This window comes from Bradyrhizobium guangzhouense, from assembly GCF_004114955.1.
Lineage (GTDB): Bacteria > Pseudomonadota > Alphaproteobacteria > Rhizobiales > Xanthobacteraceae > Bradyrhizobium > Bradyrhizobium guangzhouense.
Window position 1 is genome coordinate 1,682,215 of record NZ_CP030053.1, and the last position, 24,100, is coordinate 1,706,314.

The following is a 24,100-nucleotide window of genomic DNA, read 5'->3' on the forward strand; positions in this document are numbered from 1 at the left end:
TGGGCATTGGTCGGGACTTGGAATGTGGTTTGCGGGCGGAGCCCCTGAATTGCCCGAGTTCCATCGATGATTGCCCCGTCCCGGACCACGAACAAACCCGCTGCGGCCATATTTGGGTAGGAGTGATCTCGCGAGAGGGAGACGCTCGGATGAACAAAGCTTCGATGATTGCCATCCTGCTGCTGGCTGGTGTGCCGGCAAGCGTCGCCGCGCAGGAGCGCGCAGGCTCCGCGGCGCTCGGAGCCGTGTCCGGCGCGGTCGTGCTGGGCCCGGTCGGTGCCGTTGCAGGCGCGGTGATCGGCTATACCGCCGGTCCTTCCATCGCCAGGTCATGGAGCGTGGGAGGTTCGCGCGCCGCAAGACACCGGAAGCCGCCGCATCGCGAGGTGTACGGCGCTCCTGCCACCCGTGCCCGCACGCGCGAGGCGATGGAGGCCAACGGTCAGATGAGAGCGGCCGGCAAGCCGCCGGTCCAAGCCGCTCCCGTGGTGCAACCGGCCGAAGTTGCGCCTGCAGCGCCGGTGGCAACCACGACGCCACCGGTTCAGGGATTCGACTGAAACGCCCCTCTCTAGCTCTGGCCGAGAATCTTCTTCGCGGCGCGAAGATGCGGCTTGTCGATCATCTGTCCGTCGAGCCGCAGCGTGCCGGCGTTCGGATTGCTCGCGAACGCGGCGATGACCTTCTCCGCCCAGGTCCGCTCGGCCTCCGTCGGCGCGAACGCCGCATTGACGATGTCGACATGCTTGGGATGGATCAGCGCTTTTGCCGAGAACCCGTCGCGCCGCGCCGCGCGCGTCTCCTGCTCGAGGCCCGCGAGATTGTCGATGTCGGTATAGACGGTGTCGATCGGCGCCACGTCCGCCGCGGCCGCCGCCATCAGGCAGAGATCGCGCGCGAGGCGATAGGGGCTGTGGAACACGCCGCCCGACGCTTTCTCGGTCGCGCCGAGCGAAGCCGAGAGATCCTCCGCGCCCCACATCAAGCCGGCAAGGCGAGGCGAGCAGCCCTTGTAGCTGCCGAGCCCGAAGATCGAGCTTGCGGTTTCCGTCGCGACACAGACGATGCGGGTTGCGCCTGGTGTGATGCCGGATGCAGCTTCCAGCGCTTCGAGCCAGGTCGCGACCTGCCGCACGTCGTCGCCGCCCTGCGATTTCGGCAGCACGATGCCGTCGGGCTTGCCTGAGATCACCGCAGCGAGATCCGTCAGCGTCATGCCGGTGTCGAGCGAGTTGACGCGGACATAGAGCTGGTGTGGGCCGGGACGGCTCTTGAGCATCGCAAGCGTCAATCCGCGCGCCTCCGGCTTCTTGTCGGTGACGACGGAGTCTTCGAGGTCGATGATCAACGCGTCGGCTTGGCCTTCGCTGGCCTTCTCGAATTTGCGCGGGGAATCGCCCGGCACGAACAGCATCGAACGCATCAGACCGGCCTCTCGTGCATCATCGCGGTTTCCCTTCCTGCGAAATAACGGCGCGCGCAGCTTCGCGCCGCATGACGCCATGCATGTTAGACACAGTTGATGGACAAATTCACGTATCTGGATGCGGTTTTTCGAGCTAAACAACGAAAAGCAGAGGGCATGCCGGGCGCGGCAAGCGGCCGTGGCCTTTACGCGGGGAACGCGATCGGGAGAAGGCGCAATCGCGGCTCCCAGCAAGGAGATCAAGGCCATGGATTTCGCGCTCACCGATCAGCAGGAAGCCATTCGCGACGCCATCGCCAAGATCTGCGAAGGCTTTCCCGACGCCTATTGGCTGAAGAAGGACCACGACGGCGGCTTCCCGCACGACTTCCACAAGGCGCTGGCCGACGCCGGCTGGCTCGGCATCTGCGTGCCTGAAGAATATGGCGGCTCGGGCCTCGGCATCACCGAAGCTGCGATCATGATGCGCACGATTGCCGAGTCGGGTGCCGGCATGTCCGGCGCCTCCGCAGTGCATATCAACGTGTTCGGCCTCAATCCCGTCGTCGTGTTCGGCACCGAGGAGCAGCGCAAGCGCATGCTGCCGCCGATGGTCGAGGGCCGCGAGAAGGCGTGCTTCGCCGTCACCGAGCCCAACACCGGGCTCAATACCACCCAGCTCAAGACCCGGGCCGTCGCCAAGAACGACCGCTACATCGTCAACGGCCAGAAGGTGTGGATCTCGACCGCGCAGGTCGCGCACAAGATCTTGCTGCTGGCGCGCACCACGCCGCTGGAGGAGGTGCGCTCGCCCACCCACGGCCTCAGCCTGTTCTACACCGATTTCGATCGCAACAAGATCAAGGTCCATGAGATCGAGAAGATGGGCCGCAAGATCGTCGATTCCAACGAGCTGTTCTTCGAGGATTTCGAGATCCCGATGCAGGACCGTATCGGCGAGGAGGGCAAGGGGTTTCAGTACATCCTCGAAGGCATGAACCCCGAACGCATCCTGATCGCGGCGGAAGCCGTCGGCCTCGGCAAGCTCGCGCTGTCGCGCGCGACCGAATACGCCAAGACGCGTGTCGTGTTCAATCGCCCGATCGGCAAGAATCAAGGCATCCAGCATCCGCTCGCGGTGAACTGGATCGAGCTCGAGGCGGCCTGGCTGATGGTGATGCAGGCGGCCTGGCAATACGACAAGGGCTTGCCCTGCGGCGCTGGCGCCAACGCGGCAAAATATTTCGCAGGCGAAGCCGGATACCATGCCTGCGAGCAGGCGGTGATGACCCATGGCGGCTTCGGCTATGCCAAGGAGTTTCACGTCGAGCGTTATTTGCGGGAAGTCCTGATCCCGCGTATCGCGCCGGTCAGCCCGCAGCTCGCGCTGAGCTTCATCGCGGAAAAGGTGCTGGGGCTCGCCAAATCGTACTAAGGCGCCAGGCGCTAGCTCGGTTCGGCCGCGATCCGCTCCATCGCGATCGCGCGGAGTTTTGCGCGCTGGATCTTGACCCCATTGGCGCTGTCGGTGACCGGGAAGGCGTCCACGACGTAGATCCGCGCCGGAACCTTGTAGCCGGCAAGCCGCTCGCGCAGGTGCGCCGTCAGTTCTTCCTGCTCCGGCAAAATGCCGGCAGGAATGACGAAAGCGACGCATCGCGCCTGGCCCTTGAGATCGATCGCGACGACCTGCGCATCGGCAACGCCGGCGCAGGACTTGAGCTCGTCCTCGATCTCGCCGGGCGCGACCAGGAAGCCGCCGAGCCGCATGGCATCGCCTGCGCGGGTCTCGTAGACGAAGGCGCCGCCGCGCAGGCGACCGATGTCGCCGGTGCGGAAGAAGCCGTCCGCGGTGAACGCATCGCGCGTCGCCTGCGGATTGTTGAAATAGCCGAGGAAGCGCGACGGCGCGCTGATCTCGATCTCGCCGGACACGCCGGGAGCTGCAAGCTCGCCGGTCTCGGTGTCGCGCACGCGGACTTTCGCGTCTGGTGACATCGGCCAGCCGCCGCCCTCGATGCGGTCGGCGAAGACGTCGCTGGCGCGGCCGATCGAGAACAGCGCCTGCACCTCGCTCGATCCGTACAGGCCGAACAGCGGCAGGCCGCGTGCCTCGGCTTCCGCGGCCAGCTCGCGCCAGCCGGGCTGGAACGCCGCGAAGCCGCAGACTTCCAGATGCGGGAACGGCGCGTCGGTCAGCGCGAGGATGCGGCGGAACATCTCGTCGGAGCCGAAGGTGTGGGTGATGTTGTGCTCGCCAAGGATCTTCAGCGCCGGCGCCGCCTCGAAGGCGTCGAGCACGTGGACGGTGGCGCCGGCCGCGATGAAGCCGAGCAGGCTCGTCATGCCGAAGGTGCCGCAGAACGGCAGCATCGCCAGCAGCGCATGACGCTGCGGAGAAAGCTGGAGCGCCTGGGCGACGGAGCTGGCGTGGGTCGCAAGCGTCCGCTGCGAATGCGCGACCAGCTTTGGCCCTTTGGTCGTGCCCGATGTGGTGTAGAGCAGCACGGGCAGATCGACGTCGTCCTGCGTTGGAGTCGGAGGATAATTCTTGGCGAACGCATCGAAGCGCACGCAGGGCCATTGTGCGGGGATCGCACCCGCGCCGACCACCGCGAGCTCCTGCAGCGCGGGGACATCGTCCCCAGCGATATCGGCGAGAATGGCGGCGAAATCGATCGCGCGGAACGCCGCCTCGACCACCAGGAGTTTTGCACCTGATAGCCTGAGGAGATGCGAGATCTCCGCGCTGCGATAGCGCGTATTGACGGCGGCGACGATCGCACCGAGCCGGGCCGCCGCAAACAGCAGCGCGATCCATTCGACGCGATTGACCAGCCAGACCGCCACGACGTCGCCCTTGCCGATACCCTGCGCGGCAAGCCAGGCCGTGGTCTGTTCGACCTTCGCCAAGAATTCCCCGCGCGAGACGGGCGTGCCGTCAAACACGAAGGCGGGATCGGCTGATGTCTCCGATCCGATCAGCGATTGCAGTGAAGCATCGTCGGCATGCATGGCAACCGGAGTAACCCGATCGCGCAAACCTGTCTACTTGGTGCCGAACATCCGGTCGCCGGCATCGCCGAGACCGGGCACGATGTAGCCGTGGTCGTTGAGCCGCTCGTCGATCGCGGCGGTCCAGATCGGCACGTCGGGATGCTCGCTCTCGAACTGCGCGATGCCCTCGGGGGCCGCCAGCAGGCACACGAAGCGGATGTCGCGGGCGCCGCGATCCTTGAGCAGGGAAGCGCCGGCGCAGGCCGAGTTGCCGGTCGCCAGCATCGGGTCCATCAGGATCACGGTACGGTCCGACAGGTCCTGCGGCGCCTTGAAGTAATATTCCACGGCCTGCAAGGTTTCAGGGTCGCGGTAGAGCCCGATATGGGCGATGCGTGCCGACGGCATCAGCGCCAGCATGCCGTCGAGAAAGCCGACGCCGGCGCGCAGGATCGGCGCCAGCGTGAGCTTCTTGCCGGCGATTTTCGGCGCCTGCATCGGGGCGATCGGCGTCTCGATGTCGACCAGCTCCAGCGGCAGGTCGCGCGTCACTTCGTAGCCGAGCAGCATCCCGATCTCGTTCAGGATCTCGCGAAAGCTCTTGGTCGAGCGGTCCTTCTCCCGCATCAGGGAAAGCTTGTGCTGGACCAGGGGGTGGGCGACGACGTTGACGCTTGATGTGCTCATGCGACCGATCTAACACGGTTCCGCGAAGCGGCGCCAGATCGGCCGGGGCGTTTTCCGCAAGGGGCGAAACGGCCTGGCGGACGCTGCGGCCATCGTATGGCCCGTTGCTTGCCTGATGGGCAGCCATGGTCAAGTCGCGCTCGATCATGGCGCGGAGACGTCGGCGGAGCTAGACGCCGAGGCCGCGCGCGGCGAGCGTGATCACGACCGTCAGGACCGCGCCCCAGACCAGGCTCAGCACCATGGTCAGGATGGTCGTGGCCGCGTGCTCGAGAGGTCCCCTAGAGAGCGGCATGCGAACGGCCCAGCAACCGCGCCGCCAGCACAATCAGCGGATTGCCGCGATTGTCGATGTCGAGCTCGAAGGTCTCGACGGGAAACACCAGTGCGCATCGCGCGGGCGCGCTCTGACGGCGGGCGAAATCGACCGCGGAGCTCTTGAACAGGAACAGTCCGCCGATGCGTCCGCGCGCCTCTCGCGCGACCCAGAGGCCGATGGCGTTGCGGCCGATGAAGAAGGCCGGAATGGCGGCGCTGACGATGTCGGGGTCCAACGGCCTGAGCTCTGCCGCCGACACCTGCTGCGGCTGGCGATGAGCAGCTTGAAGAGCAATCGCGGCCATGGCGGCCTCCTCACACATCTGCAGGTCATCAATGGTCTCCATCGCCGGTCAGGCGTGGAGGTGCCAGACATAGACGGCGGTTTTCAGCGCGATGAGTGCAGCGAGGACGCCGCCCATCATGAGCACGGCCAGCGCGCGCAGTGCGGCGCGCTTGAGCTGGGTCTTGCGTTCCCTGGAGATCAGTGCCGGGCGCCCGGCCCAGCCAGAGGGTCGTTCAAAGCCCTGAGTCAGCATCGACATGTCGGAAGTCCTTGTCCGTGGAGCGACGCGACCGTCGCCCCAACCCGTCTCTCATGATGCGCATTGCAGCATAGGAATGCGAGGCGGGCGGCGGTGCAGTCATATAGGAGCGGCATAAACGCACCTCTCAAGCGCCGATGCCGTCGATCAGCTCTTCATCGGCGATCGCGACGAAGGCTCTGATGACCTCGGCCTGAGCTGCGTCATCCAGCGGCACGATCGGCAGCCTGGTTGCCGGCGACATCAGGCCCAGCGTGCTCAGCGCGTATTTGAGCGCCGCCGGGCTCTCCTTGCTGAGGCACGCGATCAGCGGAACGAGGCGCTTGTACAGGTAGCGCGCCGTTTGCAAACGGCCCTGCCTGATTTGCGAGAAGATCGTGCGGCAGAGATCCGGCGCAACGTTGCAAACGTCCGAGATCGCGCCGTCGCCGCCTGCTGCGATATGGCCGAAGGCGGTGGCGTCGTCGCCGGACAGCAGCCGAAAGCCCGCCGGCAGCAAACGGGCGAGGCGCATCGGCCGGGTGACATCGCCGCTGCCGTCGCGCAAGCCCACGAACTGGCGGGATTCGACCAGCCGCAGCAGCGTCTCGTCGGCGAGCGGGCGCAGCGTGCGGGAGGGAGTGTCGTGCAGGATCACGGGCAGGCCTGTCGAGGCGGCAATCGTGCGAAAATGCGCGAGCATGCCTTCCTGCATCGGCTTGCTGTAGGCGGGCACGACCGACATGATGGCGTCGGCACCGGCGGCCTCCGCACGACGCGCGAGTTCGACGGCGCTGGTGGTCGCATTCGACATCGCGCCCGCGATGACGCGCACGCGACCGCGGGCGACGTCGACCGCGGCGCGAATGACGAGCTCCTGCTCGGCCGGCGAGAGCGTCGGCGCTTCGCCCGCCGTTTCGCAGACCACGATTGCTGGAACACCGGCTGCGATCTGGCGCTCGCACTGCGCGGCGAGCGCCTTCAGATCGATTCCATCCGATGCATCGAACGGTGTCGGCAGATCCGGGATGAAGCCTGTGAACCGGGCTGAGGGAGGGATGAACATGATCGTCCTGCCTGAAGGCGCCTGCTCAGGCGGCGCGCTGCGAGGCACCGGGGTTTTTGCCCATCTCGAGCTCGATCTCGCGCGGCAGCTCGACGATGGTCTCGGGGTGCTGCCCGTTCTCGAACAGGGCGTATTTGATGGCCTCTGCGCGGCTGACGAAGAGGCCGCCATAGAGGCCGTTCTGCTCTTGCGCGATCCATTGGCCGCGACGGTTCTTGCCGATGAAGACAATGCTGGAGAGCGAGCTGCACGAAGGAGGTTCGACGAATTTCACGGAGGTATTCCTTCCGATTGACGGGCGCAGCGGAATCTCGTCCCGCTGGTCACCCGATCAATATCTGTCTCAGTGGATAGGATTTCGAGAGAGAGCGCGCGGCGATCTCATAGGAACGCCATAGGCCTTCGCACGGAGGCCTGGCGCTCGGTCAGTTGAAATTCTCGCAAGATGCCGGCTCGAAGAGCGGATCGGGGGCAGGACGCACGTTGGGCACGCTTGGCCGCGGCGCTTCCACGGCGAGTATCTGCACCTCGACAAAAGCCGACATCAGCGCGATCGCGAGGTCGCCGTGACATCCCTCGACCGCCGCATCGAGCCAATCGGGCAGCTCGCGTTCACGCGACAGCGCACAGTGCCATTCGCCTTCGTCATAGGCGATGCGGCGGACGTGCCATAGCGGCAGCTCCAGCTCCATCAATGCCAGGGCGGCATCGGTCCACGCCTCGGCGTCGATCAGGCGCATGATTCGAGCGGTGCGCTCGGACAGTCCGAGCGAAGGAAGGCGGCGGCAGGCCTTGTCGATGATCTCGAGCATCAACGACCGCGTCATGCCTTGCGTGTTGCGCAGGCGGTCGCCGAGGGAAGGCGGGTCGTAATGACGGAAAGCGACGGTCATGCAGCCTCCTGGAAGTGGCGTCGGTCAGTCGGCCGGCCTCTTCAGGATGGCGGGATGCGCATTGGAAAACGAGATGGGACGGGGGCGGGAGATATAGGAATCTCATAAAGACGGGCGCAGTGCGTGAGGGACGCGGCCCTGCCGGCGAACGCCGCTGTCATCCCCGCGAACGCGGGGATCCATAACCACAGGGAGATGTCGCGGAGCCAAATCGGTAACCGCGAGTCATCGCCAAACTTCTCCCTGTGGCTATGGGTCCCGGGCCAGCGCTTGCCCGGGACGACAGCGGAGGTTGCCTCACGAGCCGCGCCCAACCGCGTTCGCCGCCGCCTTTATGAGATTCCTATAACTTCGCCATAGCCCTCGTCTCGAAAACCTATGCCCGTGGTGGCACTTCAGCACGGTCAAAAGTCCCGGCGGCGCGCGAATTCAACTGCTTTTGATCTAGCGCAAATCGCCCGACCAAACCTGCGGAAGAGTTGCGCCACGATTGCGCGCAACGAGGAGCATCCCATGATGGACATTCTCATGCTGGCGCTGGGCTTCGGCTTCTTTGCCCTTGCGATCGGCTACACCTACGCCTGCGAACGGCTGTGACGGAGCGGATCATGATCTTCGATTATGCGCTCGCCGGTGCCGTCTCGTTCGGCCTCCTGATCTACCTCACTTATGCGCTGCTGCGGCCGGAACGGTTCTGAGCCGTGCTGCTGCTTGTCGAATTGCTGCTGGCGGACGCCGCGCTGGTCGGCTGCCTGCTTGTGGTGTTCCTGCCGCTGTTGCGGGCAAAAAGTCCGAAGGATTGCACCAAGCCTGAAGGGTTGATTCCATGACTGTGATCGGTTGGCTCCAGATCATTCTTTTCTGCGCCATCATCGTCGCGCTGACAAAGCCGCTCGGCTGGTACATGACGCGCGTGTTCAATGGCGAGAAGACATTCCTCTCGCCGGTACTGCGTCCGATCGAGGCCGGCATCTACTGGATCTCGGGCGTCGACGAGAAGCGCGAGCAGCACTGGCTGACCTACACGGTCGCCATGCTGCTGTTCCATGTCGGCGGCTTCCTCATCATCTACGGTGTGATGCGGCTCCAGGCCGTGCTGCCTTTCAATCCGGCAGGTCAAACAGCGGTCGCCGAAGATCTGTCCTTCAACACCGCGATCTCCTTCATCACCAACACCAACTGGCAGAACTACGGCGGCGAGAGCACGATCTCCTATCTCGTGCAGATGCTTGGCCTGACGCATCAGAACTTCCTGTCGGCGGCAACGGGCATTGCGCTAGCGGTCGCCTTGATCCGCGGCTTCTCGCGCGCCTCGATGCGCACCGTTGGAAATTTTTGGGTCGACGTCACGCGCTGCACACTCTATGTGCTGCTGCCGATCTGCATTGTCTACACGCTGTTCCTGGTCTGGCAGGGCATGCCGCAGACGCTCGGCGACTATGTCGATGCGACGACGCTCGAGGGCGCCAAGCAGACCATCGCGGTCGGGCCGGTGGCCTCTCAGGTCGCGATCAAGATGCTGGGCACAAACGGCGGCGGCTTCTTCAACGCCAATGCCGCGCATCCGTTCGAGAACCCGACCGCGCTGTCGAACTTCGTGCAGATGCTGTCGATCTTCGCGTTGGGTGCCGCGCTGACCAACGTGTTCGGCCGCATGGTCGGCAACCAGCGCCAGGGCTGGGCGATCCTCGCCGTGATGGGCTTGCTGTTCGTCGCCGGCGTGGCCGTCACCTACTGGGCGGAAGCCAGCGGCACCTCGATGCTGCAGGCGCTGGGTCTGACCGGCGGCAACATGGAAGGCAAGGAGGTCCGCTTCGGCATCGTCGCGTCCTCGTTGTTCGCCGTGATCACGACGGCCGCCTCCTGCGGAGCGGTCAATGCCATGCACGACAGTTTTACCGCGCTCGGTGGCATGATCCCGCTGATCAACATCGAGCTCGGCGAAATCATCGTCGGCGGTGTCGGCGCCGGTATGTACGGCATGCTGCTGTTTGTCATTCTGGCGATCTTCGTCGCCGGCCTGATGGTCGGCCGCACCCCAGAATATGTCGGCAAGAAGATCGAGGCGCGCGAGGTCAAGATGGCGATGCTCGCGATCCTGGTGCTGCCGCTGATGATCCTGGGCTGGACCGCCGTTGGCGTGGTCTATCCGGCGGCGGTCGCCTCCATGGCGAATGCCGGCCCGCACGGCTTCACCGAGGTGCTCTACGCCTATACGTCGGGGACCGGCAACAACGGCTCGGCCTTTGCGGGCCTGAGCGGCAATACCTTCTTCTACAACCTCACGCTCGCCTCCGCGATGTTCGTCGGCCGCTTCTTCATGATCGTTCCGGCGATGGCGATCGCAGGCTCGCTCGCCGCCAAGAAGTCGATCCCGCCTTCGGCGGGCACGTTCCCGACCACGGGCGGGCTGTTCGTCGGCCTCGTCGTCGGCGTGATCCTGATCATGGGCGGCCTGACCTTCTTCCCGGCCCTCGCGCTCGGCCCGATCGTCGAGCATCTCGCGATGAACGCCGGCAACCTCTTCTAATTTCTGGAGTGACCTCCATGGACGCCATGAAACTGCAAAAACGCGCATCGGTCTCGGCGATGCTCGACCCCAAGATCGTCCTGCCCGCGATCCGCGCGTCGTTCACCAAGCTCGATCCACGACTGATGGTCAAGAATCCCGTGATGTTCGTGGTCGAGATCGTCGCCGCGCTCACCACGGTGATCTTCCTGCGCGACCTTGTCACGTCAGGTGCGAATCTCGGCTTCACCTTCCAGATCATCCTCTGGCTCTGGTTCACGGTGCTGTTCGCCAACTTCGCAGAAGCTGTCGCGGAGGGGCGCGGCAAGGCCCAGGCGGATTCGCTGCGCAAGACCCGCACCGAAAGCCAAGCCAAGCTCCTGAATGGGGCAGGCCACGACTTCAAGCTTGTGCCGGGCACGAGCCTCAAGGTCGGTGACATCGTGCTGGTCGAGGCCGGCGATACCATCCCGTCCGACGGCGAGGTGATCGAGGGCGTTGCCTCCGTCAACGAGGCCGCCATCACCGGCGAATCCGCTCCCGTGATCCGCGAGTCCGGCGGCGACCGCTCGGCGGTCACCGGCGGCACGCAGGTGCTGTCCGACTGGATCCGCGTCCGCATCACGGCCGCGCAGGGCTCGACCTTCATCGACCGCATGATCAAGCTGGTCGAAGGCGCCGAGCGCGCCAAGACGCCGAACGAGATCGCGCTCAACATCCTGCTCGCCGGCCTCACCATCATCTTCGTGTTCGCCACCGTCACCATTCCGAGCTACGCCGCCTATGCCGGCGGCTCGATCTCGGTGATCGTGCTGGTCGCGCTGTTCGTGACGCTGATTCCGACCACGATCGGTGCGCTGCTGTCGGCCATCGGCATCGCCGGCATGGACCGCCTGGTCCGCTTCAACGTGCTGGCGATGTCGGGTCGCGCGGTCGAGGCGGCCGGTGACGTCGACACGCTGCTGCTCGACAAGACCGGCACCATTACGCTGGGCAACCGCCAGGCGACGGCGTTCCGCCCCGTTCGCGGCGTCACCGAGCAGGAGCTGGCGGACGCCGCCCAACTCGCCTCGCTCGCCGACGAGACCCCCGAAGGCCGCTCCATCGTCGTGCTGGCGAAGGAAAAATACGGCATCCGCGGCCGCGACATGGCCGAGCTCGGCGCCACCTTCATCCCGTTCACGGCGCAGACCCGCATGAGCGGCGTCGATGCCGGCGGCTCGTCGGTGCGCAAGGGCGCCGTCGATGCCATGCTGAACTACGTGGGCGGTGGTGCGTCGCTGGCCGTCGCCTCCGGCAATACGGCCCGCGCCATTCAGCCGGCCGCGCTCTCCGACACCGGCCGCGAAGTCCAGACCATCGCGGACGATATCTCCAAGGCGGGCGGCACGCCGCTCGCGGTCGCCAAGGACGGTCGGTTGCTCGGCGTCATCCAGCTCAAGGACATCGTCAAGGGCGGCATCCGCGAGCGCTTTGCCGAGCTGCGCCGCATGGGCATCCGCACCGTCATGATCACCGGCGACAACCCGATGACCGCAGCCGCGATCGCGGCGGAGGCCGGTGTCGACGACTTCCTGGCGCAGGCGACGCCCGAGGACAAGCTCAAGCTGATCCGCGACGAGCAGGCCAAGGGCAAGCTGGTCGCCATGTGCGGCGACGGCACCAACGACGCGCCGGCGCTGGCGCAGGCCGATGTCGGTGTCGCCATGAACACCGGCACCCAGGCCGCCCGCGAAGCCGGCAACATGGTCGACCTCGATTCCAACCCGACCAAGCTGATCGAGGTGGTCGAGATCGGCAAGCAGCTCTTGATGACGCGCGGCGCGCTGACGACCTTCTCGATCGCCAATGACGTCGCGAAATATTTTGCGATCATCCCGGCGATGTTCCTGGCGTTCTACCCGCAGCTCAACGTGCTGAACGTCATGAACCTGTCGAGCCCGCAGAGCGCGATCCTGTCGGCGATCATCTTCAATGCGCTCGTCATCATCGGCCTGATCCCGCTGGCGCTGAAAGGCGTTGCCTATCGCGCCGTCGGCGCCGGCGCGCTGCTTCGGCGTAACCTCTTGATCTACGGCCTCGGCGGCATCGTCATTCCCTTCATCGGCATCAAGGCGATCGACCTCGTCGTCGTCGCCTTGCACCTGGCTTGAGTTCGTCATTGCGAGCGAAGCGAAGCAATCCAGAAATGTCTCCGCGGTTGACAGCCTGGATTGCTTCGTCGCTTCGCTCCTCGCAATGACGAGAGAAATTGGAGAAAACACATGCTCAGAGAAATCCGCCCTGCCATCGTCCTGTTGCTGGTGCTCACCGCCATCACGGGCCTGGCCTATCCGCTCGCCATGACCGGCATCGCCGGCGCGATCTTCCCCGCCAAGGCGCAAGGCAGCCTGATCGAGAAGGACGGCAAGGTGGTCGGCTCCGCCCTGATCGGGCAGGAGTTCAAGGACGACAAATATTTCCACGGCCGCCCCTCGGCGACGCTGGCGCCGGATCCGAACGATTCGACCAAGACGGTGTCCGCGCCCTACAACGCCGCCAATTCCGGCGGCTCCAATCTCGGCCCGACCAGCAAGGCGCTGGCCGACCGGCTGAAGGAGGATGTGGACAAGCTCAGGAGCGAGAACCCGAAGGCCCCCGTTCCGGTCGATCTGGTCACGACCTCGGCGAGCGGTCTCGACCCCGACATTTCGCCTGAGGCCGCGCAATTCCAGGTGCCGCGCGTCGCCAAGGTGCGGAATATGCCGGAGGATGCACTGAAGGCGCTCGTCGCCGCCAACACCGAGGGCCGCCTGCTCGGCCTGCTCGGCGAACCCAGGGTTAACGTTCTGGCGCTGAATCTCGCGTTGGATCGTGCGTCCGCGAAGTAGCGTCTAGGCCGGGAATATCAGGATGATTATATTGGCCTGATGGTTCAGCAACGCCGCGATCCCGAACAACGTCCATCGCCCGAGGCGCTGCTGGAAGCCGCGCGCCGGGAAGAAAGCGCCAGCGGCAAGCTCAAGATCTTCGTCGGCGCCGCCCCCGGCGTCGGCAAGACCTACGAGATGCTGCAGAGCGCCCATGCCAGGCGCAAGGCCGGTATCGATGTCGTGGTCGGTTTCGTCGAAACCCATGGCCGCGCCGAGACCGAGGCGCTGGTGCGGGGACTGGAGGTCGTCCCGCGCAAGCTGCTCGATTACCGCGGGCAGGTCGTCGAGGAGATGGACCTCGACGCCGTGATCGCGCGGCGGCCGAAGATCGCGCTGGTCGACGAGCTCGCCCACACCAACGCCGCCGGCAGCCGCCATCCGAAGCGCTATCTCGACGTCGAGGAGCTGCTGTCCCACGGCATCGACGTCTATACCGCCGTCAACATCCAGCACATCGAGAGCCTCAACGACGTCGTCGCCCAGATCACCCATGTCCGGGTGCGCGAGACCGTGCCGGATTCGATCTTCGATCGCGCCGATGCGATCGAGCTGATCGACCTCACGCCCGACGACCTGATCCAGCGCCTGCGCGAAGGCAAGGTCTACGTCCCCAAGCAGGCCGAACGGGCGCTGGAGCATTACTTCTCGCCCGGCAATCTCACCGCGCTGCGCGAACTGGCGCTGCGGCGCACGGCCGAGCGGGTCGACGAGCAACTGCTCAATCACATGCAGGCGAACGCCATCGCCGGGCCCTGGGCCGCGGGCGAGCGCATCCTGGTTTGCGTCAGCGAGGATCCGCGCGCGGCCAGCCTGGTGCGCTACACCAAGCGGCTCGCCGACCGGCTCCATGCGCCGTTCACCGCGATCTCGATCGAGACGCGGCGCTCGCTCCAGCTTTCGGACCAGGAGCGCGACCGGCTGGCCGACACGCTGCGGCTTGCCGAATCGCTCGGCGGCGAGGCGCTGACCATTCCGGCCGTCGGCCGGCGTATCGCCGACGACGTCATCAACTTCGCGCAAGGCAACAACGTCACCCAGATCGTGATCGGCAAGTCGACCCGCTCGCGCTGGTTCGAGATGACGCGAGGCTCGGTCGTGCATGACCTGGTGCGGCGCGCCGGCAATATCAGCGTTCACGTCATTCCCGGCGACGAGCTGCCCGACGAGCCGGTGCCGAAGACGGCGGTGCAGACCGCAGCGCGGTCCGAGCCGTTCGATCCGCTGCCCTATCTGAAATCGCTCGGCGTCGTGCTGGTCGGACTCGGCGCCGCAGAGCTGCTGCAGCCGCGATTCGGCATCGAGAACGTGGACCTCGTGCTGCTCACCGCGGTGGTCGCGGTCGCGGTGCGCTACGGCCTGTGGCCGTCGCTGCTTGCCAGCATCGCGGCCTCGCTCGCCTATAATTTTTTCTTCCTGCCGCCGGTCTACACCTTCACCATCACCGATCCGACCAACGTCGCCGCGTTTTTCTTCTTCATGCTGATCGCGATCCTGGTCTCGAACGTCGCCGCGCGCGTGCGCACGCAGGCCGATACCGCGATCAGCCGCATCAGGACGACCGAGCAGCTCTATGCGTTCAGCCGCAAGCTGGCCGGCACCGCCACGCTCGACGACGTGCTGTGGGCCTCGGCCTATCAGATCGCGCTGATGCTGAAGGTCCGCGTGGTGCTGCTGCTGCCGGAGGACGGGCTTTTGACGGTGAAGTCGGGCTATCCGCCGGAGGACCAGCTCGACCAGGCCGACCTCGCCGCCGCCAACTGGGCCTGGAGCAACGACCGCTCTGCGGGCCGGGGTTCGGATACGCTGCCGGGCGCCAAGCGGTTGTTCCTGCCGATGCGCACCGGGCGCGGGCCGATCGGCGTGATCGGCATCGACAATGACCGCACCGGCCCGCTGCTGACGCCGGACCAGCGCCGGCTGCTGGATGCGCTGGTCGATCAGGGCGCGCTCGCGATCGAGCGTGTTCTGCTGGTCGAGGACATGGACCGCGTCAAGCGCACGGTCGAGTCCGAGCGCTTGCGCTCGGCGCTGTTGACCTCGATCTCGCACGATCTGAAGACGCCGCTCGCCTCCGTGCTCGGCGCCGCCTCGACCATACGCGATCTCGCCGGCGCGCTGTCCGACACCGAGAAGCGCGATCTGCTCGCGACCGTGATCGACGAGTCCGAGCGGCTCAACCGCTTCATTGCCAACCTGCTCGACATGACCAAGCTGGAATCCGGCGCGATCGTGCCCAACACGGCGCTGCACGACCTCGGCGAGATCGTCGGCAGCGCGCTGCGGCGCGCCTCGAAAATCCTCACCTCGCACAAGGTCGAGCTGGTGCTATCGGCCGACCTGCCGATGCTCGAGCTCGACGCCGTTCTGTTCGAGCAGGTGCTGTTCAACCTGCTCGACAACGCCGCGAAATATTCATCGCCCGAGACCACGATCGCGATCAGGAGCCGGCGCGAGCGTGACCATGTGGTGCTCGAAGTCGCTGACGAGGGGGACGGCATTCCGCCCGACGAGCTCGAGAGCGTGTTCGACAAGTTCTATCGCGTGCAGAAGGGCGATCATGTCCGCCCCGGCACCGGGCTCGGGCTCGCCATCTCCCGCGGCTTCGTCGAGGCGATGCGCGGCACGATCACGGCCGCCAACCGCAGTGACCGGCGCGGCGCCGTTTTGACCATCCGTCTGCCGGTTCCGGCACAGACCAAAGCATTGGATACCGCCGCATGAGTGCCGCCCCGATCAAGGTCCTGGTGATCGACGACGAGCCGCCGATCCGCAAATTGCTGCGGATGGGGTTATCGACACAAGGCTACGAGATCCTGGAAGCGTCGAACGGCAAGGTCGCGCTGGAGAAGCTCGGCGAAGGGCCGGCGCTGATCATTCTCGATCTCGGCCTGCCCGATATCCAGGGCCATGAGCTCTTGCGCACCATTCGCGCCCGCAATGAAGCCGTGCCGATCGTGGTGCTGTCGAGCCGCGGCGACGAGGCCGGCAAAGTGCAGGCGCTCGATCTCGGCGCCGATGATTATCTGACCAAGCCGTTCGGCATGGACGAGCTGCTGGCGCGCCTGCGCGCCGCGCTGCGGCACCAGTTGCAGGTGCAGGGCGAGCGTCCGGTGTTCCGTACCGGCGATCTCTCGGTCGATCTGGTGCGCCGCATCGTCAAGCTCGGCGAGCGCGAGATCAAGCTGTCGCCGAAGGAATATGATCTCCTGCGCGTGCTGGTCCAGCACGCCGGCAAGGTGCTGACCCACAGATTCCTGCTCAAGGAGCTCTGGGACGAGCTGACCGACGCACAATATCTGCGCGTCTATGTCCGCCAGCTCCGCCAGAAGATCGAAGCCGATCCGGAGCGCCCGCAATATGTGCTGACCGAGACGGGGATCGGGTACCGGCTGAAGGCGGGGGATTGACGGTCCCGTGGGACGCGATCCTGCCTCCACACCGTCATTGCGAGCGCAGCGAAGCAATCCAGAGTCCCTCCGCGGAGGCAGTCTGGATTGCTTCGTCGCAAGGGCTCCTCGCAATGACGCCGGTGTAAAATTATCCCGCCTTCCTCTCCCGTGCCGTCGACCGATGTGCCTTCTTCGCGGTCCGCTGCCGCCCGGTCGCCCGCCGCGCATGCGACTTGGCCGCCGTCTTCTTCCCGCCGCGCCCCTTCAAACTCTGCTTCAGCGCATCCATCAGGCTGACAACGTTGCTCGGCCGTTCCTGCGGCTCCGGCAGCTCGATCTTCTTGCCGCTCGCCTTGCGCTTCACCAGCGCCTTCAGGGCGGTCTCGTACTCGTCCTTGAATTTGCTCGGATCGAAATGCGCTGCCTTGGTATGCAGGATGTGGCCGGCGAGCTCGACCATGTCTTTCGTGATCTTCGGGCTCTTGATGTCGTCGAAGAATTCGTCTTCGTCGCGCAGCTCGTAGGCGAAGCGCAGCGTGGTGCCGAGCAAGCCCTTGCCGAGCGGCTCGATCGCGATGATGTGCTCGCGGTTGGTGAGCACGATCTTGGCGAGCGCGACGCGGTCTTGGTCCTTCATGGCGTCGCGGATCACGGCAAAGGCGTCGATCGCGGCCTTGCCTTCGGGCGCGATGTAATAGGGGTGGTTGAGATAGCGCTGGTCGATCTCCGCGCTCGGCACGAAGCTTTCGATGTCGATGGTGTGGTTGCTCTCGATCTGGACGGCCTCGAGCTCCTCCGGCTCGATCTCGACATATTTGCCCTTGCGCAGCTCATAGCCGCGGCCTTTCTGGTCGCTCTCGACGACGTCGCCGGTTTCGGCATCCACCATCTGCTGCTTGAGCCGGTTGCCGGTCTCGCGGTTGATCATGTGAAATCGCGTCTTCTCGGCCGCCGTGGTCGCCGGGTAAAGCACGACCGGACAACTGACCAGCGACAGTTTCAACGTTCCCTTCCAATAGGCGCGCGGGGCCATTCCATTCTCCAGTGATTTCAAGGCGTTTTGGAACCCCAACCACTCCATCGGGTTTTGGTTCCGGGTGGGACTTTCGCCGTGATAGGCTTCAACGCGATTAGAGGATGTGGGACCGGTCGTGCTGCAAAAACTCTCCACCTATCGAAAGAAGCGTGACTTCGAAAAGACGCCTGAACCGTCGGGCAAGACCGCGGTGGCGCCATCGAAGCAGCGCCGCTTCGTGATCCAGAAGCATGATGCGACCCGTCTGCATTACGATCTCCGCCTCGAATTCGACGGCGTGTTCAAGTCCTGGGCGGTGACCAAAGGACCCTCGCTCAATCCGCATGACAAGCGGCTGGCGGTGGAGGTCGAGGACCATCCGCTCGACTATGGCGATTTCGAAGGAACGATCCCCGAGGGACAATATGGCGGCGGCACGGTGATGTTGTGGGACCGCGGCACCTGGGAGTCCGATGATCCCGAAGCCGGCTTCAAAAAGGGCGACCTCAAATTCACCCTGCATGGTGACAAGTTGCATGGCAGCTGGGTGCTGGTGCGCATGCGTAACCGCGGCGGCGAGAAGCGCACCAACTGGCTGCTGATCAAGCATCGCGACGACTATGCCAGCGAGGACGAGGATATTTTGGCGGAGGACAAGTCCGTGGCCTCGGGCCGCGCGATGGAACAGATCGCAGGCGGCAAGGGGCGCGCGCCAAGACCGTTCATGCTGGCAAAAGGTAAGGGCAAGGCCGATGCGGTCTGGCAATCCAACCGTGCCGAGGAGACCAAGGGGCGCACGGTCAAGCCGGCGCCTCGCACGGCGCTGAAGGCCGGCAAAACGTCGAAGAAGAAGGCGATGACCGCGACGACGGCCAAGACCGTCTCGGAGATGCCTGATTTCGTGGAGCCGCAGCTCTGCACCCCGGTGGAGCGGCCGCCCGCGTCGGATGGCTGGTGCCACGAGATCAAGTTCGACGGCTACCGGGTCCAGCTGCGCGTCGAGGACGGCGAGGCGACGCTGAAGACGCGCAAGGGTCTCGACTGGACCGACAAGTTCGGATCGATCGCAAAGCAGGCAGGTGAATTGCCGGACGCGTTGATCGACGGCGAGATCGTCGCGCTCGACCACAACGGCGCGCCGGACTTTTCCTCGCTGCAGGCCGCTCTGTCGGACGGCAAGACCGAAGAGCTGATCTTCTACGCCTTCGACCTGCTGTTCGCCGAAGGCCTCGACTATCGCCGTCTGCCGCTCGGCGAGCGCAAGCAACGCCTCAAGAAATTGCTGGAGGCGCGCAGGAAGAAGACGAGCCAGATCCGCTATGTCGAGCATTTCGAGAGCGGCGGCGAGGCGGTGCTGCAATCGGCCTGCAAGCTCGAGCTCGAAGGCGTGGTGTCGAAGAAGCTGGACGCGCCCTACCGTTCGGGCCGCACCGAGAGCTGGACCAAGGCGAAATGCCGCGCCGGCCACGAGGTCGTCATCGGCGGCTACAAGACCACCAATGGAAAATTCCGCTCCCTGATGGCGGGTGTGCATCGGGACGATCATCTCGCCTTCGTCGGAATCGTCGGGACCGGATTTGGTGCCGACAAGGTCAAACGCATCATGCCGTCGCTGAAGGCCATGGAAGCCAAGGAAAGTCCTTTCGGCGGCAAGAATGCACCGAAGAAGACCCGCGACGTGCACTGGCTGAAGCCCGAGCTCGTCGCCGAGATCGAGTTCGCCGGATTTACAGCCGATGGCAACATCCGCCAGGCTGCGTTCAAGGGACTGCGGCAGGACAAGCCGGCCGAGGAGGTCGAGGCGGAAACGCCCGTGGATACCAAGCTCGCGCAGCCTTCCACCAGGAGGCGCGCGCCGGCGCAACCGGCGAAAGCGAAGGGCACTGCCGAGGTCATGGGTGTCGTCATCTCGAAGCCCGAGAAGGAGCTGTGGCCTGACGGCGGCGATGGTGAGGGCGTGACGAAGCTCGATCTCGCGCGCTATTTCGAGGCCGTCGGCGCCTGGATGATCGAACATCTTAAGGGCCGTCCCTGCTCGATCCTTCGCGCACCCGACGGCATCGCCGGCGAGAAGTTCTTCCAGCGCCATGCGATGCAGGGCACGTCGAACCTGCTCGAGCTCGCAAAGGTCTCCGGCGATCGCAAGCCGTATTTGCAGATCGATCGCGTCGAAGGCCTCGCGGCGGTCGCACAGATCGGCGGCGTCGAGCTGCATCCCTGGAATTGCGCGCCCGACGCCTACGATACTCCGGGCCGTCTGGTGTTCGATCTCGATCCGGCGCCGGATGTGAAGTTCGCCGCTGTCGTCGAAGCGGCGAAAGAGATGCGGCAGCGGCTCGCCGATGTCGGCATGGAGAGCTTCTGCAAGACCACCGGCGGCAAGGGCCTCCACGTGGTGGTGCCGCTGCTTCACGGCGCGCGCGACAAGGTGAGTTGGAAAGAGGCCAAAGCCTTCGCGCAAGGCGTCTGCCAGTGGATGGCCGATGAGGATCCCGAGCGCTACCTGCTCAACATGTCCAAGAAGCTGCGCAACGGGAAAATCTTTCTGGACTATCTGCGCAACGATCGTCTGTCGACCGCGGTGGCGCCGCTGTCACCCCGTGCGCGTGATGGCGCGACCGTGTCGATGCCGGTCACCTGGGCGCAGGTGAAGGGCGATCTCGATCCGAAAAAATATACGGTGCGGACTGTGCCCGGCCTGCTGGCGCGATCGAAGGCCTGGGATGGCTATGACGATGCGGCCACGTCGATCAAGGCGGCCATCAAGACATTGGCGACGAAGAAGTAGGGTGGGTTAGGCAAGCGGATGCGCAACGCGCATCTGCTTGGCGTAACCCACCGCTTCTGTATCCGCGGAGATCAAAGAGGTGGGTTACGCCGCGCGGTTTGCGCTTCGCGCAATCCGCGGGGCTAACCCACCCTACAAAGTTGCGCTAGATCCGGCCCATCAGCAGCAGGATCAGCAGAATGACGATGACGAGCCCGAGGCCGCCGCCGCCGTAATAGCCGGTGCCGTAGAACGGGCCGCCGCCGATGCCGCTGAAGCCGCCGAGCAGCGCGATAACCAGGATGATCAGAATGATCGTACCGATAGACATGCGAATCTCCTCCAGCCCTTTGATGAAAGGGTCGTTGCAACCTGTCCCGTTGTGCGGGGGGCAACTTGCCGCGGGTTTTAAAGTTCCGGATTTGAAACAGGGCGACAGCTTCAACTTGCATGGAACCTTTGCGCTCCCATCGGGCATGACTATGTGAGGATCAGTCACCGCAGGGCAGGGCCATGTCAGCACCGCTTGTCGTCTCCATTCCGCATCGCCTCGGGCGCGAGGAGGCCGTGCGCCGGCTCAAGACCGGGCTCGGCCGCGCCGCCGCCAGCATTCCCGTCATGCAGGTCGAGGAGGAGCGCTGGAGCGGCGACAGCATGGCCTTCCGCATTCGCGCGCTGGGGCAGATCGCGAGCGGACAGGTCGACGTCGCCGACGACCACGTCAAGGTTCAGGTGGTGCTGCCGTGGCTGCTGCAGCGCTTTGCCGAGATGGCGCAGGCGACCATCCGCAAGCGCGGACAATTGCTGCTGACAAAGGATGAAGGCAAGTGAGCGTCAGGCGCGCACGCGCTGCCGTGCGGGCTTGATCGAGCCTGCCGCGCGGGCCTCGATGACCGCAGCGGGAAAGTCGCGGAACGCCTGCGCGAGCGGCAATTCGTTGCGGGCGAGGCCCGGCGCGGTGTAGCCGCCGATGTCGACGGTTGCGTCAAAGCCTTCGCGCGCGGACCACTCGCGGCCCGCTTGCGTGAAGCGCGCGAACTGGCGCGCAACCACGACGATCGCCGCGGCGCGGCCGTGCCGGCGGGCAAAGGCGATGACGTGATCGGCATGAGCGCCACGCACCTCAAGCGGTTGATAGTCACCTTGCGCAAAAACGTCGGCGAGCTCTGTCCGGAGCCTGAGGAGGTGCCGCGTCCAGGCGAGCTTGAGCCGGCCGTCCGGCCAGGTCTTGATCAGTTCGTTCCAGTCGGGCGCCTCCAGCGAACCCAGCGCCGCTTGCCGCGCAGAAAAATCCATTGGGCGGCGGTTGTCGGGATCGACCAGCGACAGGTCCCAATATTCGGTGCCCTGGTAGAAATCAGGCACGCCCGGCAGCATCGCCTTCAGCGTGAGTTGGCTCAGCGAGTTCAGCGCGCCAAGCAGCGCGACGCGGCGGGCCAGGGTGGCAAGCGAATCCAGGAATTCGCCTGACAGCGCGGGATCGAGAATCTTTCCGATGAAACTCTTGATGCCGCTTTCATACGCTTCATGCGGATTGAGCCAGCTCGTCTCTTCCTTGCCCTCGCGCGCCGCCTTGAGCGCATAGGCCTGGATGCGCTCGACGAAACTGGCATCCGGCCCTTGCAGCGGCCAGGCGCCGAGCAGGGTCTGATAGAGCATATATTCGAACGTCGCCGACGGCGCGCGCAGATTACCTGACAGCGTGAGGTGTGGCGCGTTCAGCACTTTCCAGCGCGAAACCGCGCTGGTCCACTCGCCCGAGATCTCACTGAGCGCTGCGATCCGCGCCCGCGCATCCTCGCCGCGCTTGGTGTCGTGGGTCGCCGTTGCCGTCATCCCCTGCGGCCATTCCTTGGCGCGGGCGCGCATGGCCTCGTGGAAGGCTGGTATGGTGAGGCCTTTGCTGGCGGGATCGCCGCCGACCTCGTTCAGCGCCAGCAGCCTGTGGAACTGATAGAACGCGGTGTCCTCCAGCGATTTCGCCATCATCGGCCCGGTGAATTGCTGCACCTTCAGCGCGAAGCGGCGCACGCGCGGCGCGCTGTGCGGCGGGCGGCCGGGCTTGAGCAGGTCCATGGTCAGCGCATCGCGCAGGAAGTCGAAAATGCCTTCATCCGCGGCGAACCATTCGGCGCGGGCGCGCGCGATGGTGTCGTCGATCAGCTTGCGGTCGAGCGCGGTCGGACCGCTATGCGTCAGATAGGTGCGATAGACCGGGAAGTGCAGCACGTAGAGCTCGAGCGCCTGCCGCAGGCTGTCGGCGGAGAAGTCGCGGGTGGAATAGTGCCCGTTGGCGATCCGGGCGAGCAGGCGCGTCAGCACGGTGAATTCGCTGGTCAGCAGCGTCTCCAGCACGCGCCTTTTGGCATCCTTGACATAGGGCGCGAGCCGGGGCGGCCGGTTGCTGATCTGGCGCCAGGTCTCGTCCAGCGCCTCCAGCCCTTTTGCGTCCACCAGCACCTGGGTGATGGCGTTCATCCATTCATAGCCGGTGGTGCCCAGGACGCCGGCGAAGTGCGGCAGCTTTTCGTGCTCGCACAGGATCTTTTCAATCACGGTGTAGAATGGTTTTGCATTGCCTTGCGCATCGCGCACCAGCCGGCGCAGCCGCTGGCAATATTGCGCGGGGTCGCGCAGGCCGTCGATGTGATCGAGGCGGATGCCTTGCAGCTTTCCGTCGGTGATGAGCTGCTTCACCAGCCGATGCGTTGCGGCAAACGTGCTCGCGTCCTCGACGCGGAGGCCCGCGAGCCCGTTGACGTCGAAGAAACGGCGATAGTTGATGTCGCTGGATGCGAGGCGCCAATGGCCGAGCTTGTAGTTCTGCCGCTCCAGCAGATGATGCAGCGCCAGCGTCTGCGCCGGGCGATCCTTTGCCGCGCGATAGGCGGCGAGGCCGTGGACGATGATGTCGGCACCGCCCGCGATCTCCTTCAGCTCGGTCTTGAAGGCGGGCGCTTCCTTGCGGTTCGGCCGGCGCAGGCCGGTGGTGTGCGCGGCGAGCGAGAGCAGGCGTTTGCCGGCGACGGTGTCGGCGGCATCCGCCTCCTTCACGATCATCCGCAGGATCTCGCCATAACGTTCCGGCGCGATCGGCAGGCGGTGCTCGAAATACCACGCGGAAAAGCTGCCCTCATCGGGATCGTAGCGCAGCTCGATGTCGCCGCGCTCCAGCGCCTCGCCATAGGACGCGCCGAGGATCGGCAGCAGCACGCCGCCGCGGGCGCGGTACGGCAGCTGGTCCCAGTCGATGTCGAAGGAGATGGCATGCGGCGAGGCCTGGCCCCATTCCAGCACATCGAGCCACCAGGGATTGTCGGCAAAATGCACGCCGACATGATTGGGCACGAAGTCGATGATCAGGCCGAGGTCGTTCTGTGCGAGCGCCTCGCTCAGCCGCGCAAAGCCGGCCTCGCCGCCAAGCTCGGGATTGAACTGGCTGTGATCCACGGTGTCGTAGCCGTGGGTGGAGCCTTTTCGCGCCTTCATCACCGGAGAGGCGTAGAGATGCGTGATCCCGAGCGACTTGAGGTAAGGAACGACCGCGGCCGCCTTGTCGAAGTCGAAATCCGCGGTGAGCTGGAGCCGGTATGTCGCGAGAGGAATCCCGGAAGGCAT

Annotated in this window: 24 protein-coding genes; 12 read left to right on the plus strand and 12 right to left on the minus strand. The window is 65.1% G+C overall.

Annotated elements, in window-relative coordinates:
* The first annotated feature begins 149 nt into the window (after positions 1-149).
* A complete protein-coding gene (locus XH91_RS08150; protein ID WP_164934210.1) occupies positions 150-560 on the plus strand; it encodes a hypothetical protein in 411 nt (136 codons plus the stop codon).
* A gap of 11 nt (positions 561-571) precedes the next feature.
* On the opposite strand, the gene XH91_RS08155 is transcribed toward XH91_RS08150, so the two are convergent.
* Positions 572-1,423 carry an HpcH/HpaI aldolase/citrate lyase family protein gene (locus XH91_RS08155; protein WP_128950106.1) on the minus strand — a complete coding sequence of 284 codons (852 nt, stop codon included), beginning with the start codon at positions 1,421-1,423 and terminating at the stop codon, positions 572-574.
* A 250-nt stretch (positions 1,424-1,673) separates the two neighbouring features.
* Here XH91_RS08155 and XH91_RS08160 point away from each other — a divergent pair, with 250 nt between their 5' ends.
* Positions 1,674-2,840: an acyl-CoA dehydrogenase family protein gene (locus XH91_RS08160; protein ID WP_128950107.1), complete on the plus strand. Its 1,167-nt coding sequence runs from the start codon at positions 1,674-1,676 to the stop codon at positions 2,838-2,840.
* Between the two features lie 11 nt (positions 2,841-2,851).
* Here XH91_RS08160 and XH91_RS08165 read toward each other — a convergent pair whose 3' ends face one another.
* From XH91_RS08165 to XH91_RS08195, 8 genes are all read right to left on the minus strand, one after another.
* Positions 2,852-4,420, minus strand: a complete 1,569-nt coding sequence (locus XH91_RS08165; RefSeq protein ID WP_128954768.1) for an AMP-binding protein — start codon at positions 4,418-4,420, stop codon at positions 2,852-2,854.
* Between the two features lie 33 nt (positions 4,421-4,453).
* Complete coding sequence (gene upp, locus XH91_RS08170; RefSeq protein WP_128950108.1) at positions 4,454-5,089, minus strand: uracil phosphoribosyltransferase; 636 nt, start codon at positions 5,087-5,089, stop codon at positions 4,454-4,456.
* 169 nt (positions 5,090-5,258) lie between these two features.
* Complete coding sequence (locus XH91_RS39865; protein ID WP_283809997.1) at positions 5,259-5,384, minus strand: hypothetical protein; 126 nt, start codon at positions 5,382-5,384, stop codon at positions 5,259-5,261.
* Positions 5,371-5,712, minus strand: coding sequence for a hypothetical protein (locus XH91_RS08175; RefSeq protein WP_245477288.1), 342 nt, complete (start codon positions 5,710-5,712; stop codon positions 5,371-5,373). The genes XH91_RS39865 and XH91_RS08175 overlap by 14 nt, the downstream gene beginning before the upstream one ends.
* A gap of 48 nt (positions 5,713-5,760) precedes the next feature.
* A complete protein-coding gene (locus XH91_RS08180) occupies positions 5,761-5,952 on the minus strand; it encodes a hypothetical protein (RefSeq protein ID WP_128950110.1) in 192 nt (63 codons plus the stop codon).
* Positions 5,953-6,079: 127 nt separating this feature from the next.
* Positions 6,080-6,997 (minus strand): 4-hydroxy-tetrahydrodipicolinate synthase, encoded by a 918-nt coding sequence (gene dapA / locus XH91_RS08185; RefSeq protein WP_128950111.1) that lies wholly within the window; start codon positions 6,995-6,997, stop codon positions 6,080-6,082.
* Positions 6,998-7,022: 25 nt separating this feature from the next.
* A complete protein-coding gene (locus XH91_RS08190) occupies positions 7,023-7,271 on the minus strand; it encodes a hypothetical protein (RefSeq protein WP_164934209.1) in 249 nt (82 codons plus the stop codon).
* Between the two features lie 151 nt (positions 7,272-7,422).
* Positions 7,423-7,890, minus strand: coding sequence for a hypothetical protein (locus XH91_RS08195; RefSeq protein ID WP_128950113.1), 468 nt, complete (start codon positions 7,888-7,890; stop codon positions 7,423-7,425).
* 378 nt (positions 7,891-8,268) lie between these two features.
* Here XH91_RS08195 and XH91_RS08200 point away from each other — a divergent pair, with 378 nt between their 5' ends.
* The 8 genes from XH91_RS08200 to XH91_RS08230 all read left to right on the plus strand — a co-directional run bounded on the left by XH91_RS08200 (position 8,269) and on the right by XH91_RS08230 (position 16,718).
* Positions 8,269-8,487 carry a hypothetical protein gene (locus XH91_RS08200; protein WP_128950114.1) on the plus strand — a complete coding sequence of 73 codons (219 nt, stop codon included), beginning with the start codon at positions 8,269-8,271 and terminating at the stop codon, positions 8,485-8,487.
* 11 nt (positions 8,488-8,498) lie between these two features.
* Entirely contained in the window at positions 8,499-8,588 is a 90-nt protein-coding gene (locus XH91_RS08205) for a K(+)-transporting ATPase subunit F (protein WP_035698142.1), read from the plus strand.
* 3 nt (positions 8,589-8,591) lie between these two features.
* Positions 8,592-8,720, plus strand: coding sequence for a hypothetical protein (locus XH91_RS39870; RefSeq protein ID WP_283809998.1), 129 nt, complete (start codon positions 8,592-8,594; stop codon positions 8,718-8,720).
* Positions 8,717-10,420 (plus strand): potassium-transporting ATPase subunit KdpA, encoded by a 1,704-nt coding sequence (gene kdpA, locus XH91_RS08210; RefSeq protein WP_128950115.1) that lies wholly within the window; start codon positions 8,717-8,719, stop codon positions 10,418-10,420. The genes XH91_RS39870 and kdpA overlap by 4 nt, the downstream gene beginning before the upstream one ends.
* 17 nt (positions 10,421-10,437) lie before the next feature.
* Complete coding sequence (kdpB, locus tag XH91_RS08215) at positions 10,438-12,552, plus strand: potassium-transporting ATPase subunit KdpB (RefSeq protein WP_128950116.1); 2,115 nt, start codon at positions 10,438-10,440, stop codon at positions 12,550-12,552.
* A 111-nt stretch (positions 12,553-12,663) separates the two neighbouring features.
* On the plus strand, positions 12,664-13,269 hold the full coding sequence (locus XH91_RS08220; protein WP_128950117.1) for a K(+)-transporting ATPase subunit C: 606 nt from the start codon (positions 12,664-12,666) through the stop codon (positions 13,267-13,269).
* 39 nt (positions 13,270-13,308) lie between these two features.
* Positions 13,309-16,032 (plus strand): sensor histidine kinase, encoded by a 2,724-nt coding sequence (locus tag XH91_RS08225; protein WP_128950118.1) that lies wholly within the window; start codon positions 13,309-13,311, stop codon positions 16,030-16,032.
* Positions 16,029-16,718 carry a response regulator gene (locus tag XH91_RS08230; protein WP_128950119.1) on the plus strand — a complete coding sequence of 230 codons (690 nt, stop codon included), beginning with the start codon at positions 16,029-16,031 and terminating at the stop codon, positions 16,716-16,718. The genes XH91_RS08225 and XH91_RS08230 overlap by 4 nt, the downstream gene beginning before the upstream one ends.
* Before the next feature lie 130 nt (positions 16,719-16,848).
* On the opposite strand, the gene ku is transcribed toward XH91_RS08230, so the two are convergent.
* Positions 16,849-17,733, minus strand: a complete 885-nt coding sequence (ku, locus tag XH91_RS08235; RefSeq protein WP_128950120.1) for a non-homologous end joining protein Ku — start codon at positions 17,731-17,733, stop codon at positions 16,849-16,851.
* Positions 17,734-17,851: 118 nt separating this feature from the next.
* Between ku and ligD the strand changes: the two genes are divergently transcribed.
* Positions 17,852-20,503, plus strand: a complete 2,652-nt coding sequence (gene ligD / locus XH91_RS08240) for a DNA ligase D (RefSeq protein ID WP_128950121.1) — start codon at positions 17,852-17,854, stop codon at positions 20,501-20,503.
* Between the two features lie 145 nt (positions 20,504-20,648).
* Here the strand turns inward: ligD and XH91_RS08245 are convergent, their stop codons facing one another.
* Positions 20,649-20,813 (minus strand): DUF3309 family protein, encoded by a 165-nt coding sequence (locus XH91_RS08245; RefSeq protein ID WP_018318514.1) that lies wholly within the window; start codon positions 20,811-20,813, stop codon positions 20,649-20,651.
* A gap of 182 nt (positions 20,814-20,995) precedes the next feature.
* On the opposite strand from XH91_RS08245, the gene XH91_RS08250 reads away from it, so the two are divergent.
* Positions 20,996-21,313 (plus strand): polyhydroxyalkanoic acid system family protein, encoded by a 318-nt coding sequence (locus tag XH91_RS08250; RefSeq protein ID WP_128950122.1) that lies wholly within the window; start codon positions 20,996-20,998, stop codon positions 21,311-21,313.
* Positions 21,314-21,316: 3 nt separating this feature from the next.
* Here XH91_RS08250 and treY read toward each other — a convergent pair whose 3' ends face one another.
* Positions 21,317-24,100, minus strand: a complete 2,784-nt coding sequence (gene treY / locus XH91_RS08255; RefSeq protein WP_128950123.1) for a malto-oligosyltrehalose synthase — start codon at positions 24,098-24,100, stop codon at positions 21,317-21,319.

Excerpts from the sequence above, each read along its gene's own strand:
- XH91_RS08230 (WP_128950119.1), top strand. The coding sequence starts at position 16,029 with ATGAGTGCCGCCCCGATCAAGGTCCTGGTGATCGACGACGAGCCGCCG.
- XH91_RS08180 (WP_128950110.1), bottom strand. The coding sequence starts at position 5,952 with ATGTCGATGCTGACTCAGGGCTTTGAACGACCCTCTGGCTGGGCCGGG.
- treY (WP_128950123.1), bottom strand. The coding sequence starts at position 24,100 with ATGCCTTCCGGGATTCCTCTCGCGACATACCGGCTCCAGCTCACCGCG.
- XH91_RS08250 (WP_128950122.1), top strand. The coding sequence starts at position 20,996 with ATGTCAGCACCGCTTGTCGTCTCCATTCCGCATCGCCTCGGGCGCGAG.
- XH91_RS08150 (WP_164934210.1), top strand. The coding sequence starts at position 150 with ATGAACAAAGCTTCGATGATTGCCATCCTGCTGCTGGCTGGTGTGCCG.
- XH91_RS08175 (WP_245477288.1), bottom strand. The coding sequence starts at position 5,712 with ATGGCCGCGATTGCTCTTCAAGCTGCTCATCGCCAGCCGCAGCAGGTG.
- XH91_RS08205 (WP_035698142.1), top strand. The coding sequence starts at position 8,499 with ATGATCTTCGATTATGCGCTCGCCGGTGCCGTCTCGTTCGGCCTCCTG.
- XH91_RS08195 (WP_128950113.1), bottom strand. The coding sequence starts at position 7,890 with ATGACCGTCGCTTTCCGTCATTACGACCCGCCTTCCCTCGGCGACCGC.
- dapA (WP_128950111.1), bottom strand. The coding sequence starts at position 6,997 with ATGTTCATCCCTCCCTCAGCCCGGTTCACAGGCTTCATCCCGGATCTG.
- upp (WP_128950108.1), bottom strand. The coding sequence starts at position 5,089 with ATGAGCACATCAAGCGTCAACGTCGTCGCCCACCCCCTGGTCCAGCAC.
- XH91_RS08165 (WP_128954768.1), bottom strand. The coding sequence starts at position 4,420 with ATGCATGCCGACGATGCTTCACTGCAATCGCTGATCGGATCGGAGACA.
- ku (WP_128950120.1), bottom strand. The coding sequence starts at position 17,733 with ATGGCCCCGCGCGCCTATTGGAAGGGAACGTTGAAACTGTCGCTGGTC.
- XH91_RS39865 (WP_283809997.1), bottom strand. The coding sequence starts at position 5,384 with ATGCCGCTCTCTAGGGGACCTCTCGAGCACGCGGCCACGACCATCCTG.
- XH91_RS08245 (WP_018318514.1), bottom strand. The coding sequence starts at position 20,813 with ATGTCTATCGGTACGATCATTCTGATCATCCTGGTTATCGCGCTGCTC.
- XH91_RS08220 (WP_128950117.1), top strand. The coding sequence starts at position 12,664 with ATGCTCAGAGAAATCCGCCCTGCCATCGTCCTGTTGCTGGTGCTCACC.
- kdpA (WP_128950115.1), top strand. The coding sequence starts at position 8,717 with ATGACTGTGATCGGTTGGCTCCAGATCATTCTTTTCTGCGCCATCATC.
- XH91_RS08225 (WP_128950118.1), top strand. The coding sequence starts at position 13,309 with ATGGTTCAGCAACGCCGCGATCCCGAACAACGTCCATCGCCCGAGGCG.
- kdpB (WP_128950116.1), top strand. The coding sequence starts at position 10,438 with ATGGACGCCATGAAACTGCAAAAACGCGCATCGGTCTCGGCGATGCTC.
- XH91_RS08155 (WP_128950106.1), bottom strand. The coding sequence starts at position 1,423 with ATGCGTTCGATGCTGTTCGTGCCGGGCGATTCCCCGCGCAAATTCGAG.
- XH91_RS08160 (WP_128950107.1), top strand. The coding sequence starts at position 1,674 with ATGGATTTCGCGCTCACCGATCAGCAGGAAGCCATTCGCGACGCCATC.
- XH91_RS08200 (WP_128950114.1), top strand. The coding sequence starts at position 8,269 with ATGCCCGTGGTGGCACTTCAGCACGGTCAAAAGTCCCGGCGGCGCGCG.